A 14,825-nucleotide genomic window follows, 5' to 3' on the forward strand; every position below is an offset into this window, starting at 1 on the left:
TTGTAAACTAGCATTGGGAATACTTCTCAATTGCAAAACACTGCAGCCATGAGCGAAACCCTTCCCGCGAACAACGACAATCATCTGCGCGTGATCGAAGCGCTGTACAGCGGCCATCACGGCTGGCTGTACGCCACGCTGAAGAAAAAACTGGGTAACGCCATGGATGCGGCAGATCTGGCGCAGGATACTTTCACTCGGATCCTCGCTTCTCAGGTCACGACCATCGAGCAACCCCGGGCCTACCTGAGTTGCGTGGCGAAGGGCATCCTCATCAACTGGTATCAGCGCAAGGCTCTGGAACGCGCCTACCTTGATGCCCTTGCGCATTTGCCCGCACCGGAAGTGCCCTCCCCCGAGTTGCGCTTCGTGGTGCTGGAAACCCTGCACGAAATCGACGCGATGCTCGACACCCTGCCGCCACTGGTCAAACGCGCGTTCCTGCTGTCGCAGATCGGCGGCTTGAAATACGCCGACATCGCCGAGCAGCTGGACGTTTCGCTGATCACCGTCAAGCGCTACATGAAACAGGCTTTCGTGCAGTGCCTGATGCTGGTGGAATGAATGCTTACGCGCCGCAGTGAACCGCCGCTCGATCCGAAAATCCTCGAAGAAGCCGCCGAGTGGCTGATGCGCCTGAGCGAAAACGACCTCAGCGAAACCGAGCGTGCGGAGTGGGAGTACTGGAAAGTCAGCAGCCCCGAGCGCAACCGGGCATGGGCCCGCGCGCAGTTGCTGCAAAGCAAGTTCGGCGGCCTGCCGCCGTCGCTGGCGATGTCGGCGCTGGATCGCCCGAGCAACCCGGAACGCCGCGCAGCCCTGGGCAAACTGGCCTTGCTGCTGGCGGCGATACCCGCCGGTTGGGGCAGCTGGAAACTGGCGCAGTCGCAGCAATGGTCCGCCGATTACCACACCGCCGTCGGGCAGCGCCGCGAACTGACCCTGGCCGACGGCTCGCAACTCACCCTGAACACCGACACGGCCATCGACGTTCTGTTCGACACCCGACAGCGGCTGATCCATTTGCGCGAAGGCGAAATCCTGGTGCAGACCGCGCCGGACAACGCCGCGCAGCCTCGACCTTTTCTGGTCAGCACCCGTCAGGGCCGGATGCAGGCGCTGGGCACGCGCTTCACCGTTCGTGAATGGCAGCCGCACACCCAACTCGCAGTGCTCGAAGGCGCTGTGCAAGTCGAGCTGGCCGACAGCCCACAGAGCGCGCCGATCATCGTCAACGCCGGGCAACGTACCGACTTTTCATCACAGGCCTTTGGCTCGCTGAACCCGACCGACCGCAACGTTGGCGCCTGGACCGAGGGCATGCTGATGGCCGACAAGATGCGGCTGGCGGTTTTCGTTGTCGAACTGGCGCGCTATCGCCGAGGCTTTGTGCGGTGCGATCCAGCCATTGCCGACCTGCGCATTTCCGGGGCCTTTCCCATCAGTGATACCCAACGCTCGCTGAACATGCTGGCGCAGACCTATCCCGTGCGCGTCTCCGGGCACTTGAGTGGTTACTGGGTGACGCTCTCACCCGCCTGAGCAAAAAAATCACCGCACGGGTGATACTTTTTTTGATCTCGGCTGGCTATGAAAGGAACAACCATTCCACCTCGTCCATAGGGTCATCCCTTCATGCTCGTTGCACGACCCTTGCTTGCGGATCGTCTGCTAAAGCCCGTTATGCGCGGCGTGTTGCTCAGCGTTGTGCTGGGCCTGGCCAGCAGCGCCCTCGCCGAGGCAGCCAGGCCGGAGCAGCTGGACGCGGTCACTGTGCGAGCCTACAACATCGGGCCCGGCCCGCTTGGCGTGACCCTCTCGAGCTTTGCCGTGGACGCCGGTATCGCCTTGTCGTTTCAGCCGTCGATCACCGAAGGCCTCGTCAGCCCTGGGTTGTCCGGCAGCTACCCGGTGCAGGAAGCGGTGTCTCGACTGCTCGAAGGCAGTGGCCTGGAGATGGTCGCTCGCAGCGACGGGACCTGGACGCTGGTAGTGCGCCGGGTCACGTTGGCGGACACCACGGTCGAAGGCATCGACACGCGCACCGACAGCTTGCCGCCGGTGCTTGCGGGCGGTCAGGTCGCCCGCGGCGGACGCCTTGGCATTCTGGGCAACCGCGATGCGATGGACGCTCCGTTCAGTGTCAGCAGCTACACCTCGACACTGATCAAGGACCAGCAGGCTGTCACCGTCGGCGACTTGCTGGAGCGCGACTCATCGGTGCGTTCCACAGGGCAGACAGGGGGGATTGTCGACTCGTTCTTCATCCGTGGTTTTCCGGTCGGCGAAGGCAACCTCGGTGAGCTGGCGTTCGACGGCGTGTACGGCGTGGCCTCCAACTACCGGGTGTTCACCGAGTACGCCGAACGGATCGAACTGGTCAAAGGCCCCGGCGCCCTGCTCTACGGCATGTCGCCCAACAGCGGTGTCGGCGGCGTGATCAACGTGGTACCCAAGCGCTCACTGGACGAAGACCTGACTCGTTTCACCACCAGTTACGCATTGAATACCCAGCTCGGCGGCCACCTCGATGTCAGCCGACGCTTCGGTGAAGAACGCCGCTTCGGCGTGCGGATCAATGGCAGCGTCCAGCAAGGCGATACGGCTATCGACAAGCAATCCCGAGAGGTCGGTATCGGCGCGATGTCCCTCGACTACCAGGGCGAACGCCTGCGCACCACCCTGGACCTGATCAATCAGAAAGAGAGTTTCGACGCCGCATCCCGCCCCTTCCTGATTGCCTCCGGCGTGGAGATTCCGTCCGCAGCCAACGGCCGCACCAGCGTCAGCCAGGAATGGGGCTGGTCGGAAACCCGCGACAAATCGGCGTTGCTCGGCGGCGAATACGACCTCAACGACAACCTGACAGTGTTCGCCCACGCCGGCGGTGGCCGATCGGATGTCGCGCGCATGTCCGACCAGACGCCGACCATCATCAACGAAGCGGGCGACACCTCGTCGATCCCCGGCTATTACAAATTCGAAGTCCAGCGCTACACCGTCGATGCCGGTGCGCGGCTGCGGTTCGACACCGGGCCGATCAGTCATAGCACGGCGCTACAAGTCACCCGCTACCGCGATAACCTGTCCCGGGGGATTATTTCCGGCCCGGCGATCCTGTCGAACATCTATCACCCGCTCGATCGCCCGAAACCCGCGATCGCCAAGCCGGATACCCCGAAGGTTTCCGAAAGCGAGCTGTCGGGCGTGGCCCTCGCCGACACCCTGTCGGTGCTCGATGAACGCCTCCAGGTCACGCTCGGCGTGCGCCAGCAGAACATCAAGTCGGATAACTACAACACGGCCGGCTCAATCACCACGTCCTACGACAAAAGCAAATCCACGCCGCTGTTCGGGGTCGTCGCCAAACCCTGGGATCACGTGTCGTTCTACTACAACTACGTCGAAGGCCTGAGCAAGGGTGACATCGCACCATCCGCTGCTGCCAACGCGGGCGAGATCTTCTCCCCCTATGTGTCCCGCCAGCAGGAAGTCGGGGTCAAGCTCGACTACGGCCGTTTCATGTCCACCATCGCCCTGTTCCAGCTTGAAAAGCCCAGCGGTGAACTGGCATCCGGGGTGTTCTCGGTCAATGGCGAACAGCGCAACCGGGGCGTCGAACTGAACATGGCGGGCGAGATTGCAACAGGCACACGCCTGATCGGGGGCGTGACGCTGCTCGACGGCGAACTGACCCGAACCGGTGTCGCTGCCAACCGTGGCAACAAACCGGTCGGGGTTCCCGAAGTGCAAGCCAACCTCTGGGCCGAATGGGACGTGCCGCAAGTCGAAGGCCTGACATTGACCAGCGGCGCGATCCACACCGGCAGCCAGTACGTCAATCAGGCCAACACCCAACAACTGGACGCCTGGACCCGCTTCGATGTCGGCGCGCGCTACGCCACTCGCATCGCCGGACGGCCGACCACTTTGCGGGCCACCGTGCAGAACGTGTTTGACCGTGAATACTGGTCGGGCGTCGCCTCCTATGGCGCGTTCTCCCAGGGCGCGCCTCGAACCTTATTGCTCTCGGCCACTGTCGATTTCTAAACGTCCGGCCCGGAGCGGCGCCTGGCGTCGTGGTCCGATCCGGCTTTTGCAAAGGCATACACCATGGTTAATGTTTTTCGCCGCCGCCAGACCTTCGCCGCCCTGCTGATCGCCGGGCTGCTGGGTTTGTCGATTTCTTCCTTGATGCCAAGCCGCGTACAGGCTGGCGAAGCGGATCCGGCACTGGGCACCGTGACTGACTTGCAGGGCCGCACGGTCAAGGTTCACCTGCCGGTGCGCCGGGTCATTCTGGGTGAAGGTCGCCAGCTGTATCTGGTGGCCGCGCTGGATACGCAGAACCCTATCGAACGCATCGTCGGCTGGCGCAAGGATTTGATCCAGTCCGACCCGGATACCTATAACGCCTACCTGCGCAAATTCCCCGACATCGCGAAAATCCCGACCTTCGGCGGTTTCGAGAGCGGCACCTTCGACATCGAGCAGGCGATCTCGCAGAAGCCTGACGTGATCATCCTCAACATCGAAGCGCAGCACGCAACCGAGGATGCCCGCTACATCGAGAAACTCGATGCCCTGGGCATCCCGGTGGTGTACGTCGACTTTCGCAACAACCCCATGCAGAACACCGAGCCGACCATGCGTCTGTTCGGCAAGTTGTTCGGCAAGGAAGAGCGCGCCGAAGCGTTCATCGATTTTCGTAACCAGCAGATCCACCGCGTCACCGACGTGATCGAGAAATACCATCCTGCCCGTCCCAACGTGTTCATCGAGCGCATCGGTGGCTATACCGATGATTGCTGCCTGAGTTTCGGCAACGAGAACTTTGGTCTGTTCGTCGACATGGCCGGTGGCAATAACATCGCCCGTCGGATCATTCCGAGCACCTTCGGGCAACTTAACCCTGAGCAAGTGATCGTCGCCAATCCCGACCATGTGGTGGTTACCAGCGCCGACTGGGAAGCCTTTGCGCCGGGGGGCCATTGGGTCGGCGTCGGCCCGGGCGCAGACCTGACCGAAGCCCGGCGCAAACTGGCCTGGTACACCCAGCGCCCGGCCTACGCCGGCATCAAGGCGCAGAACACTCAGGCGTTTCATGCGATCTGGCACCAGTTTTACAACAGCCCTTACCAGTTCGTGGCCATTCAGCAATTGGCCAAATGGTTCCACCCGGAACTGTTCGCCGATCTTGATCCCGATGCGGAATTTCGCGAGATGCACGAGCGCTTCCTGCCGGTGCCGTATGAACCGGGCTATTTCGTCAGCCTGCAAAAAACCGAGGACAAGCCATGAGTTCGCTGGGCGAAGCACCGATTGTGCAGAGCGTCACCTACCGGCGGCTGGTGCTGCGTAAACGGCTGATTCTGCTAGGGCTGGCCGTGCTGCTGATCTTCAGCGTGTTGCTCGATCTGGCACTGGGCCCGGCCCGTTACAGCCTCAGCGAAGTGCTCGGTGCTTTGTTCTCGCCGGAAACCGCATCGGCACAAGTGCGGGTGGTCATGTGGGACATCCGCCTGCCGGTGGCGTTGATGGCGGTCGCTGTCGGCGCGGCGCTTTCGCTCGCCGGGGCGCAGATGCAGACCATCCTCAACAACCCGCTCGCCAGCCCGTTCACCCTCGGTATTTCGGCGGCGGCCGGTTTCGGCGCGGCGCTGGGGCTGGCCTTCGGCGTGGCGCTGTTTCCGCTGGCGGCGCAATACATGGTGCCGCTCAACGCGTTCATCATGGCGATGCTCTCGGCGCTGTTGATTCACTTCATGAGCATGCGTCGTGGCGTGACCGCCGAAACCATCGTGCTGCTCGGCATCGCCCTGGTGTTTACCTTCAATGCGTTACTGGCGCTGGTGCAGTTTTTCGCCACCGAACAAGCCGTGGCAGCCGTGGTGTTCTGGACCATGGGCAGCCTGACCAAGGCCACGTGGCCGAAACTCGGGGTGATCTGCGTGGTGATCCTCATCACCCTGCCGATCTTCGCCAAACGTGCGTGGGCGATGACGGCCCTGCGCCTGGGCGACGACAAGGCTGCGAGTTTCGGCATCAACGTGCGCAGCCTGCGCTTTCAAACGCTGATCATGGTCAGTCTGCTCGCTTCGTTTCCGGTGGCGTTCGTTGGCACGATCGGTTTCATCGGGCTTGTTGGGCCGCACATCGCGCGGATGCTGATCGGCGAGGATCAGCGGTTTTTCCTGCCGGCCTCGTTGCTGACCGGTGCGCTGATCCTGTCCGCCAGTTCGGTGGTCAGCAAGACCCTGATCCCGGGAGCGATATTCCCCATCGGTGTGGTCACGTCACTGATTGGCGTGCCGTTCTTCATTTCTCTGATTCTCAACGGTAAGAAAAACTCATGGTGAAGATCCGGCTCGACAACCTCGGCGCCCGCTACGGTCAGCGCGAGATCATTTCCGGCGTCAGTACCGCAACGTTTACCGGCGGCCAGGTCGTGGCCGTCGTCGGCCCCAACGCGGCAGGCAAATCGACGCTGTTCAAGCGCATGGCCGGGCTGATCGACGGGCCGGGCGAAGTGATTCTGGAAGGCTCGAAAAAAGGCACTCAAGGCATCAGCTACATGCCCCAGGGCCTGAACGCCAGCGCCCGGCTCACGGTGTACGAATCGGTGCTGCTGGCGCGCAAGCAACTGACGCCCAACTGGGCGGTTCACGATGATGAACTGAAACTGGTGGACGAGATTCTCGAAGCGCTCGGGATCACCGAACTGTCGTTTCGCAACCTCGGTGAGCTGAGCGGCGGCCAGCAGCAATTGGTGTCAATCGCCCAGACGCTGGTGCGCGAACCGGAAATCCTGCTGATGGACGAACCCACCAGCGCACTCGACATGCACCGGCAGGTTCAGGTGTTGAACTTCATGAAAGCCCTCGCGCGCCGTCGCGAAGTGATCGTGTTCATCGCCATCCACGACCTGAATCAGGCGCTGCGTTTTGCCGATCAGGTGCTGGTCATCGCGGGTGGCACGGCCCATGGCAGCGGGCCCAGCCATGAAGTCATCACCGAACCGATGCTGCGCGCGGTCTACAAGGTCGAGGCGCGGATCGAACAATGCAGTCGCGGGCAGCACCATATTCTGATCGATGACATTGTTTGAGGGTTGGCCCTCAGAGCAGACTCCACGACACCCCGACATACATCGCCATGCCCTCACCCGGTGTGGAGCGTGCGGCGTCCAGACCTTTATCGTCATAGCCCGGCGTAACTGTATCGGCGTAGTGCTTGTCGGTCAGGTTGCGCATGTCCAGCCAGGTCTGCCAGTCGCCTTTCGGTGCGTTGTAGCCCAACGTGGCGCCGAAGGTGGCGTAAGGATCGGCGTAATAGCTGTTGGCGTAATCCACTGCGGTTTTCGAGACCAGTTGCGTGTTGACCGCTGCGAAGAAACCTTGTGGAAAGTCGTAGCGCAGTTCGCCCTGGTAGTAATGCATCGGCAGGCCCGGCAAGCGGTTGTCGCCGAAGCGGTCGTCGTCGCGGTAGTGGAAGTCGCTGAAGGTGTAGGCCTGACGCAGGCTCAACTTGCCGCCATCGTTCGCTGACCACAGGTTGCTGAGCAGACTGGCTTCCACGCCTTGGTGCACGGTCGGGCTGGCGTTGAGTTCGTATGGCGTGGTGGCGTTGGCGTCCGACAACACCGAAAGCAATTCGTGGCGCACCTGAGCGTAGTACCAGGCCAGACTCCACTCGCCGAGCGCGCTGTCGCCTCGGCCGCCGAGTTCCAGGGTGGTGGCGGTCTGGTTTTGCAGTTTGACCGGATCACGCTGGGTGCCGGTGGCGGCGCCGCTGCCGGTCGGGAAGCGTATGTTGGAGCTATAGATCAGCGACCACGGATGCGGCGCTTCGACCGAACGGCTGAGGTTGCCGAACAGTTGCAGGTCCGGCGTCACCTGATAGCGCAGGCCCAGACGTGGTGCGTAATCCCAGTCGCCGAGGCTGGTCTTGCCGCCACCTTCCGGGTAGGTCACCGCGCTTTCGCGACGGGTGTAGATCGCGGCGAGGCCGGTGGTCAGCCACAGGTCGTCGGCGATTTCCAGGTCGTTGCCCACGTGCAGGACAGAATCCGAACCCTGATAAGTGAAGTTGCGCATGTGGGTGCCCAGCGCGTAACCGGCGGTGTTGCCGGTGGGAATCCGCACCAGTTCGCTGGCACCGTCATTGGGCAGGTGCTTGGTCACTCGCAGGCCCACGGTGCTGTTGCTCTCCATCCCCCAGAGCGTGTCGCGGCGCTTGTAGTCGAACGTGCCGCTGACATCGGTGTAGGCGACCTTCAGGCGATTGGGGCCTTCGCGCAGGTCCATCGGGTAATCGTGATAAACCAGACCGGTCTGGATGCTCGAATCGTCATCGATGTAGTACGTGGTCTTGTTGCCGATGAAGGTGCTGCCGGGCTGATCGCGGCTGTCGTTGCGCGTCACGTAGGCCGGGTTGGCTGCGCGCGGATCGTGTTCGATGGAGTGTTTGGTCACCCGGCCGGCGAGGTCGTTGTCGGTCTCGCGGTGACGGATGTAGAAGCGGGTTTCCAGATTCGGATTGAAGCGATAGCCGAAGTTGGCGATGACGCCCTGGCTCTTACTCGCGGTGTGATCCTGATAACCGTCGGAATGCGCGTCGGTCATCGACAGGTAGTAATCGAAATCGCCCAGCACCTGGCCGGAGCTGACTTGTCGCTGAGCGTAACCGTGGCTGCCCATGACGTAACGCACATTCAGCAGTGGCGCGTTATAGCCTGTGTGGCTGACGTAATCGACGGCGCCACCGAGGGCCAGCGCACCGCGATCAAAACCGTTGGCGCCGCGCAGCACTTCCACATGATCCAGCCACAGCGGCTCCAGCAGTTCATAAGGCGTGCCGCCGGGGCCGGTCAGCGGCAGACCGTCGAGCATCGTGTACAGGCCCGAGGCGTGGGCGCCGGGGGCACGGTTAATGCCAGAGCCACGGATCGAGATTTTCGTCCCTTCGTTGCCCGCCGACTGGGCATAGACACCGGGCTGATACGCCAGCACGTCCTGATTGCTCGCGACCCGGCCCTGCAATGGCTGGCGCATATCGACCACGTTGCTGCCACCCGGCACCTGGGCCAGACGAGCCTTCGCCTCTTCCACCGACAGATCGTCACCGCTCTGATCCTCGGCCCCGATCAGCACTTGCCCCAGTTCCAGCCCCTGAGATTGCGCCTTGACCGGACAGACAAGGGCCAGCCCCAGCAAGGCAGCGGGCAGGGTTTTGAGCGAAGGCATCGGGTGAACTCCAGACAGGCGGGAACGGACAGTGACAACTGCGACGCAGGAAAGAACGAAGGAAACACATGGCGATTTGGTTTTTTGTCAGGTAAACAGGCGGCTGAAATGCCGGGCTGTGATTTGAACAAGGAGATGCAGGGATGGCCGAAGAAGTTCTGAAGTCGAAGATGGTCAACTTTCTGGTGACCGATACTGAACTGAACTACGAAGATGTAGGCGAGTTCTACGAGGTCGTGGGGAGCGGCAATGTCGGCGTACTGGCCGGGGTGCTCGAGGGATTCAGAAATCACTATGGCGGATTGTGGGTGGGCGGCAGAGTCACCGTCACCGAAAACGCCGTTTACTTGAATGCCAATGCCATGAACCGCATGGTTCAGGACGGGACACTGGATGTCGAGATACCAATGCCGGCGATCCGCAAGGTCACCGTCGAAGGCGGTTTCGTGACGAAGATCGTCCGTCTCGACACAGACGCCTACAGTGTCAAATTCCGTTGCTACGCTGCCAAGGACGTTGCCTCGCTGATCGCCAGGCAGGCCCTTTCGCAATCACTGAAACGCGCACGCTAGTTCTGGTCTGAAGACAACAGCGCCACCGGCCTTTGAGGTGGCGCCTGGATCACAACGTCAATTCTTGCACTTGGCCAACACCACCTGACAGGTGTTGGGCGTTCCGCCCGAACGTCCGGCGTAGCGCATGCAGTTATTCATGGATTTTTTTTGCGCGATACCCAAGGTCGCTCCCCACGCAAGACCACCCTCGCCTGACGTCGGCACCGCTTTGGCGTAGCAGCGATCACCGGTAGTCGCGTAGTGAGCCGTGCTCGAACAGGACGCCGTCAGCGTCAGCAGGATCGCGCACAGGCCATACGAGCATCGGCGTACCCAGAATTCGCTCATCTCGTTTCACCTGCAGCAAGTGGGGCTGACCTGTTCAGTCTAGTCGCAATGACTCGCAAACCGCTCATTGCTCCGTCGCCTGCCGGTACTGACGCGGGGTGAAACCGGTCGACGCCTTGAACTGGCGGGTGAACGCGCTGTGATCGGTGTAGCCGCATTGCAGCGCCACCTCGGTGATCGGCAGTTCGGTATGCAACAAGCGATGGGCATGTTCCAGCCGCACTTTCTGAATCATCTGCCTCGGCGTCAGGTGAAAGACCCGTTTGCAGTAGCGCTCCAGTTGCGCCACCGAAATGCCGGCGATCCGGGTCAGCTCGCCCAGCGTCACCCGACGATTGAAATGCGCGCGGATGTGTTCGTCGACCGCCGCCAGGCGCTGAAACGCCGGGTGGGTTTCGCTGGCCGATTGCAGGTCCACCGAAATCCCCGCGAGGCCGATGATATCGCCGTCGCGGTTGAACAGCGGACGCTTGTGCGTCAGGCACCAGCCCGGTTCGCGACTGCCGTACAGGTGCAGTTCCAGCTGATCTTCCAGCACGAAGCCTTCTTCCAGCACTCGCCGATCCTGCTCGGTATAGCCCGGCCCCAGTTGCGCCGGAAACACCTGCGCACTGGTTTTGCCGAGTAGCGGTTTCAGGTCTTTCAGGCCGCAGCGCTGCACCAGCGTGCGATTGGCCAAGACGTACCGCGCCTGCACGTCCTTGATGAAAATCGCCGCGTTCGGAATCACGTCCAGCATCGGCAACAGCGGCGCCACCCCCGCCAACAGCGCCTCGAGGGTGTGGGGACGATTGTGCTCATCGCCCTGGCACAGGATCGCAAATGCGTTCTGCATGGTGACGGTTTTCCCCGGTGAGTGGATCGGGCTGAGGCGTTCGCGTGCAGATTGCAGCAACGTTCGAAGCGTGTCGAGCGTCGCTGGCTTTCTTCGCAACTGTGCCGAATTCGTCATCCGGAGCTGCGCAAAACATCAATCGCCCGACGCCCGATGAGTTCACTGTTTAGCCGTTCCAGTGACTCACACCTGCCTATCCAATAACTCACAAGAAGGCGATGCCATGTCAGGCCAAGGCAAGTTCAAAAAACAACTTTCATTGATCGACCTCACCTTTATCGGACTGGGAGCGATCTTCGGTTCCGGCTGGTTGTTCGCGGCCAGTCACGTGTCGGCGATTGCCGGGCCGGCGGGGATTTTTTCCTGGTTGCTGGGCGGGTTCGCGGTGTTGCTGCTGGGCATCGTCTACTGTGAACTGGGCGCGGCATTGCCAAGGGCCGGCGGTGTGGTGCGCTACCCGGTTTACAGCCACGGGCCGCTGCTCGGTTACCTGATGGGTTTTATTACGCTGATCGCGTTTTCCAGTCTGGTGGCGATCGAGGTGGTCGCTTCGCGACAATACGCGGCAGCCTGGTTTCCGAGCCTGACCAAGGCCGGCAGCGGTGACCCGACCCTGCTCGGCTGGCTGGTGCAGTTCGGCCTGCTGTGCGTGTTCTTCCTGCTCAACTACCGCAGCGTGAAGACCTTCGCCAAGGCCAACAATCTGGTCAGCGTGTTCAAGTTCATCGTGCCGCTGCTGGTGATCGGCGTGCTGTTCACCTTCTTCAAACCGGAAAACTTTCAGGTTCAGGGCTTCGCCCCATTCGGACTCTCGGGTATTGAGATGGCCGTCTCCGCCGGCGGTGTGATCTTCGCCTATCTGGGACTGACCCCGATCATTTCGGTGGCCAGCGAAGTGAAGAACCCGCAACGCACCATCCCGATTGCGCTGATCCTGTCGGTGCTGCTTTCCACCGCGATCTACGTATTGCTGCAAACGGCCTTCCTCGGCGGCATCCCGACCGAACTGCTCGCCAATGGCTGGGCCGGGGTTTCCAAGGAATTCGCCCTGCCGTACCGCGACATCGCCCTGGCACTGGGCGTGGGCTGGCTGGCGTATCTGGTCGTCGCGGACGCGGTGATCTCCCCCAGCGGCTGCGGCAACATCTACATGAACGCCACGCCTCGGGTGATCTACGGCTGGGCGCAGACCGGCACGTTCTTCAAGGTCTTCACCCACATCGACGCGAAGTCCGGCATCCCGCGTCCGGCGTTGTGGCTGACCTTCGCCCTGTCGGTGTTCTGGACCCTGCCGTTCCCATCGTGGGAAGCACTGATCAACGTGGTGTCCGCCGCACTGGTGCTGAGTTACGCAGTGGCTCCGGTGACCGTCGCCGCGCTGCGGCGCAATGCGCCCGACATGCCGCGCCCGTTCCGGGTCAAGTGCATGGGCGTGCTGGGGCCGGTGTCGTTCATCATCGCTGCGCTGATCGTTTACTGGTCGGGCTGGAACACCGTGTCCTGGCTGCTCGGCCTGCAAATCCTGATGTTCGTCGTCTACCTGATCTGCGGCCGCTTCGTGCCGACCGCCCACCTCAGCCTATCCCGCCAAGTGCGCTCGTCGGCGTGGCTGATCGCCTTCTACGCGGTGACCATCGTCCTGTCGAAACTCGGCACCTTTGGTGGTCTGGGCGTCCTCACCCATCCGTTCGACACCCTGGTCGTCGCGGCCTGTGCGATGGGCATCTATTACTGGGGCGCCGCGACCGGCGTACCGGCACACCTGCTGCGTCTGGAATCGGAAGAGGATGAGAGCGAAGTCGCTTCGCCGTCACCCGCCTCCGCCGCCAATCCTCGCGCTGCCGGCGCTTACTGAAATCACTTAATGGGATCTGTCCATGAAACGAGTACACGTCATTGATTCCCACACCGGCGGCGAACCCACGCGTCTGGTGATGAAAGGTTTTCCCGATCTGCCCGGGCGCACCATGGCCGAGAAACGCGACGCCCTGCGCAATCAGCATGATCAATGGCGCCGCGCCTGCCTGCTGGAACCGCGTGGCAACGATGTGCTGGTGGGCGCGCTGTATTGCGAGCCGGTGTCGCCGGACGCCACCTGCGGGGTGATTTTCTTCAACAACGCCGGTTACCTCGGCATGTGCGGCCACGGCACCATCGGCCTGGTCGCATCGCTGCAGCACCTGGGGCTGATCGCACCGGGGGTGCACAAGATCGACACGCCGGTCGGCCCGGTCAGCGCAACGTTGCATGAAGACGGCGCCGTAACGCTCGGCAACGTGCCCGCCTATCGCTCACGCAAGCAGGTGGCGGTGGAAGTGCCGGGATACGGTCGCTTCCTTGGTGACGTGGCCTACGGCGGCAACTGGTTTTTCCTGGTCTCCGAACACGGTCAAACGCTGACGATGGACAACGTCGACACCCTGACCGACTTCACCTGGAAAATGCTCAAGGCCCTCGAAGACCAGGGCATCCATGGCGAAGACGGCGCGCTCATCGACCACATCGAACTGTTCGCCGATGACGCCGAAGCCGACAGCCGCAATTTCGTGATGTGCCCCGGCAAGGCTTACGACCGCTCCCCTTGCGGTACCGGCACCAGCGCCAAACTCGCTTGCCTGGCCGCCGACGAAAAACTCGCGCCCGGCGAGCGCTGGGTGCAGGCGAGCATCACCGGCAGCCAGTTCGAAGGCCGCTTTGAATGGGAAGGCGATCGCATCCGCCCCTACATCACCGGCCGCGCCCACATGACCGCCGACAGCACGCTGCTGATCGACGAAACCGATCCGTTCGCGTGGGGCATCTGAGCCGCTGCGCTGCACTTCAAACCCCTCTGAATGACCGTTCCAAGGAGAACAATAATGAGCGACAACATCTTCACCGGCTGCATGCCCGCCCTGATGACCCCGTGCACCGCCGCGCGCAAACCGGACTTCGACGCCTTGGTGGCCAAGGGTCGCGAGCTGATCGACATCGGCATGAGCGCCGTCGTGTATTGCGGCTCCATGGGTGACTGGCCGCTGCTCACCGAAGCCGAGCGTCAGGAAGGCGTGGCGCGGCTGGTGGCGGCCGGGATTCCGACCATCGTCGGCACCGGCGCGGTTAACACCCGGGAAGCGGTGTCCCACGCGGCCCACGCGGCGAAAGTCGGCGCGCAGGGCTTGATGGTGATTCCTCGGGTGCTGTCCCGTGGCGCTTCGGCGGCGGCGCAAAAAGCCCACTTTGCGGCGATTCTGCAAGCCGCGCCGAACCTGCCGGCGGTGATCTACAACAGCCCTTACTACGGCTTCGCCACCCGCGCCGACCTGTTCTTCGAACTGCGCCGCGAATACCCGAACCTGATCGGTTTCAAGGAATTCGGCGGTGGCGCCGACCTGCGCTACGCCGCTGAAAACATCACCTCCAAGGATGATGACGTGACCTTGATGGTCGGTGTCGACACCCAGGTCGTGCACGGCTTCGTCAACTGCAACGCCACCGGCGCCATCACCGGCATCGGCAACGCCCTGCCCCGCGAAGTGCTGCAACTGGTGGCCCTGAGCAAGCAGGCCGCCAAGGGGGACGCCAAGGCCCGGCGTCAGGCGCGCGAGCTGGAATCAGCGCTGGCGGTGCTGTCCTCCTTCGACGAAGGCACGGATCTGGTGCTGTATTACAAACACCTGATGGTGCTCAACGGCGACAAGGAATACACCCTGCATTTCAACGAAACCGATGCCCTCAGCGACTCACAGCGTCGCTACGCGGAAGCCCAGTACACGCTGTTCCGTCACTGGTACGAAAACTGGTCGGCGGAACAGAACTTCGCCTGACCTGCCGCTGCGTTAAAGCCCGCCGCCACCCACAGCG

The 14,825-nt window shown here is 62.2% G+C and carries 13 protein-coding genes; 10 read left to right on the forward strand and 3 right to left on the reverse strand.

What is annotated here, in order from left to right:
* Positions 1 to 48 precede the first annotated feature (48 nt).
* The 6 genes from ACTJK9_RS02160 to ACTJK9_RS02185 all read left to right on the forward strand — a co-directional run bounded on the left by ACTJK9_RS02160 (position 49) and on the right by ACTJK9_RS02185 (position 7,108).
* Positions 49 to 564, forward strand: a complete 516-nt coding sequence (locus tag ACTJK9_RS02160; protein WP_039771138.1) for a sigma-70 family RNA polymerase sigma factor — start codon at positions 49 to 51, stop codon at positions 562 to 564.
* Complete coding sequence (locus tag ACTJK9_RS02165) at positions 565 to 1,542, forward strand: FecR domain-containing protein (protein ID WP_440811754.1); 978 nt, start codon at positions 565 to 567, stop codon at positions 1,540 to 1,542.
* 93 nt (positions 1,543 to 1,635) lie between these two features.
* Positions 1,636 to 4,050 (forward strand): TonB-dependent siderophore receptor, encoded by a 2,415-nt coding sequence (locus ACTJK9_RS02170; protein ID WP_440811757.1) that lies wholly within the window; start codon positions 1,636 to 1,638, stop codon positions 4,048 to 4,050.
* Positions 4,051 to 4,113: 63 nt separating this feature from the next.
* Entirely contained in the window at positions 4,114 to 5,301 is a 1,188-nt protein-coding gene (locus ACTJK9_RS02175; RefSeq protein ID WP_085611891.1) for an ABC transporter substrate-binding protein, read from the forward strand.
* On the forward strand, positions 5,298 to 6,359 hold the full coding sequence (locus ACTJK9_RS02180) for a FecCD family ABC transporter permease (protein WP_064595757.1): 1,062 nt from the start codon (positions 5,298 to 5,300) through the stop codon (positions 6,357 to 6,359). The genes ACTJK9_RS02175 and ACTJK9_RS02180 overlap by 4 nt, the downstream gene beginning before the upstream one ends.
* Positions 6,353 to 7,108, forward strand: coding sequence for an ABC transporter ATP-binding protein (locus ACTJK9_RS02185; RefSeq protein ID WP_039771128.1), 756 nt, complete (start codon positions 6,353 to 6,355; stop codon positions 7,106 to 7,108). Before ACTJK9_RS02180 ends, ACTJK9_RS02185 begins: the two co-directional genes overlap by 7 nt.
* A 10-nt stretch (positions 7,109 to 7,118) precedes the next feature.
* Here ACTJK9_RS02185 and ACTJK9_RS02190 read toward each other — a convergent pair whose 3' ends face one another.
* The gene (locus tag ACTJK9_RS02190) at positions 7,119 to 9,245 is read right to left on the reverse strand and encodes a TonB-dependent receptor family protein (protein WP_440811761.1); all 2,127 of its coding nucleotides are present in this window, start codon (positions 9,243 to 9,245) and stop codon (positions 7,119 to 7,121) included.
* Positions 9,246 to 9,388: 143 nt separating this feature from the next.
* On the opposite strand from ACTJK9_RS02190, the gene ACTJK9_RS02195 reads away from it, so the two are divergent.
* Positions 9,389 to 9,817 (forward strand): hypothetical protein, encoded by a 429-nt coding sequence (locus ACTJK9_RS02195; RefSeq protein WP_440811763.1) that lies wholly within the window; start codon positions 9,389 to 9,391, stop codon positions 9,815 to 9,817.
* Positions 9,818 to 9,874: 57 nt separating this feature from the next.
* Here ACTJK9_RS02195 and ACTJK9_RS02200 read toward each other — a convergent pair whose 3' ends face one another.
* Together ACTJK9_RS02200 and ACTJK9_RS02205 are read right to left on the reverse strand one after the other, a co-directional pair.
* The gene (locus ACTJK9_RS02200) at positions 9,875 to 10,147 is read right to left on the reverse strand and encodes a hypothetical protein (RefSeq protein ID WP_440811765.1); all 273 of its coding nucleotides are present in this window, start codon (positions 10,145 to 10,147) and stop codon (positions 9,875 to 9,877) included.
* A gap of 64 nt (positions 10,148 to 10,211) precedes the next feature.
* A complete protein-coding gene (locus ACTJK9_RS02205) occupies positions 10,212 to 10,982 on the reverse strand; it encodes a helix-turn-helix domain-containing protein (protein WP_440811767.1) in 771 nt (256 codons plus the stop codon).
* A 223-nt stretch (positions 10,983 to 11,205) separates the two neighbouring features.
* Between ACTJK9_RS02205 and ACTJK9_RS02210 the strand changes: the two genes are divergently transcribed.
* Genes ACTJK9_RS02210 through ACTJK9_RS02220 form a run of 3 tightly spaced genes read left to right on the forward strand, consistent with a single transcriptional unit; the run spans position 11,206 to position 14,788 of the window.
* Positions 11,206 to 12,837 carry an APC family permease gene (locus ACTJK9_RS02210; protein ID WP_440811770.1) on the forward strand — a complete coding sequence of 544 codons (1,632 nt, stop codon included), beginning with the start codon at positions 11,206 to 11,208 and terminating at the stop codon, positions 12,835 to 12,837.
* A 22-nt stretch (positions 12,838 to 12,859) separates the two neighbouring features.
* Positions 12,860 to 13,786, forward strand: a complete 927-nt coding sequence (locus ACTJK9_RS02215) for a 4-hydroxyproline epimerase (protein WP_440811772.1) — start codon at positions 12,860 to 12,862, stop codon at positions 13,784 to 13,786.
* 54 nt (positions 13,787 to 13,840) lie between these two features.
* On the forward strand, positions 13,841 to 14,788 hold the full coding sequence (locus ACTJK9_RS02220) for a dihydrodipicolinate synthase family protein (RefSeq protein WP_064595748.1): 948 nt from the start codon (positions 13,841 to 13,843) through the stop codon (positions 14,786 to 14,788).
* The last annotated feature ends 37 nt before the right edge of the window (positions 14,789 to 14,825 follow it).

The sequence above is a fragment of the Pseudomonas sp. 22082 genome (assembly GCF_052046055.1).
GTDB classification, from domain to species: domain Bacteria; phylum Pseudomonadota; class Gammaproteobacteria; order Pseudomonadales; family Pseudomonadaceae; genus Aquipseudomonas; species Aquipseudomonas pharyngis.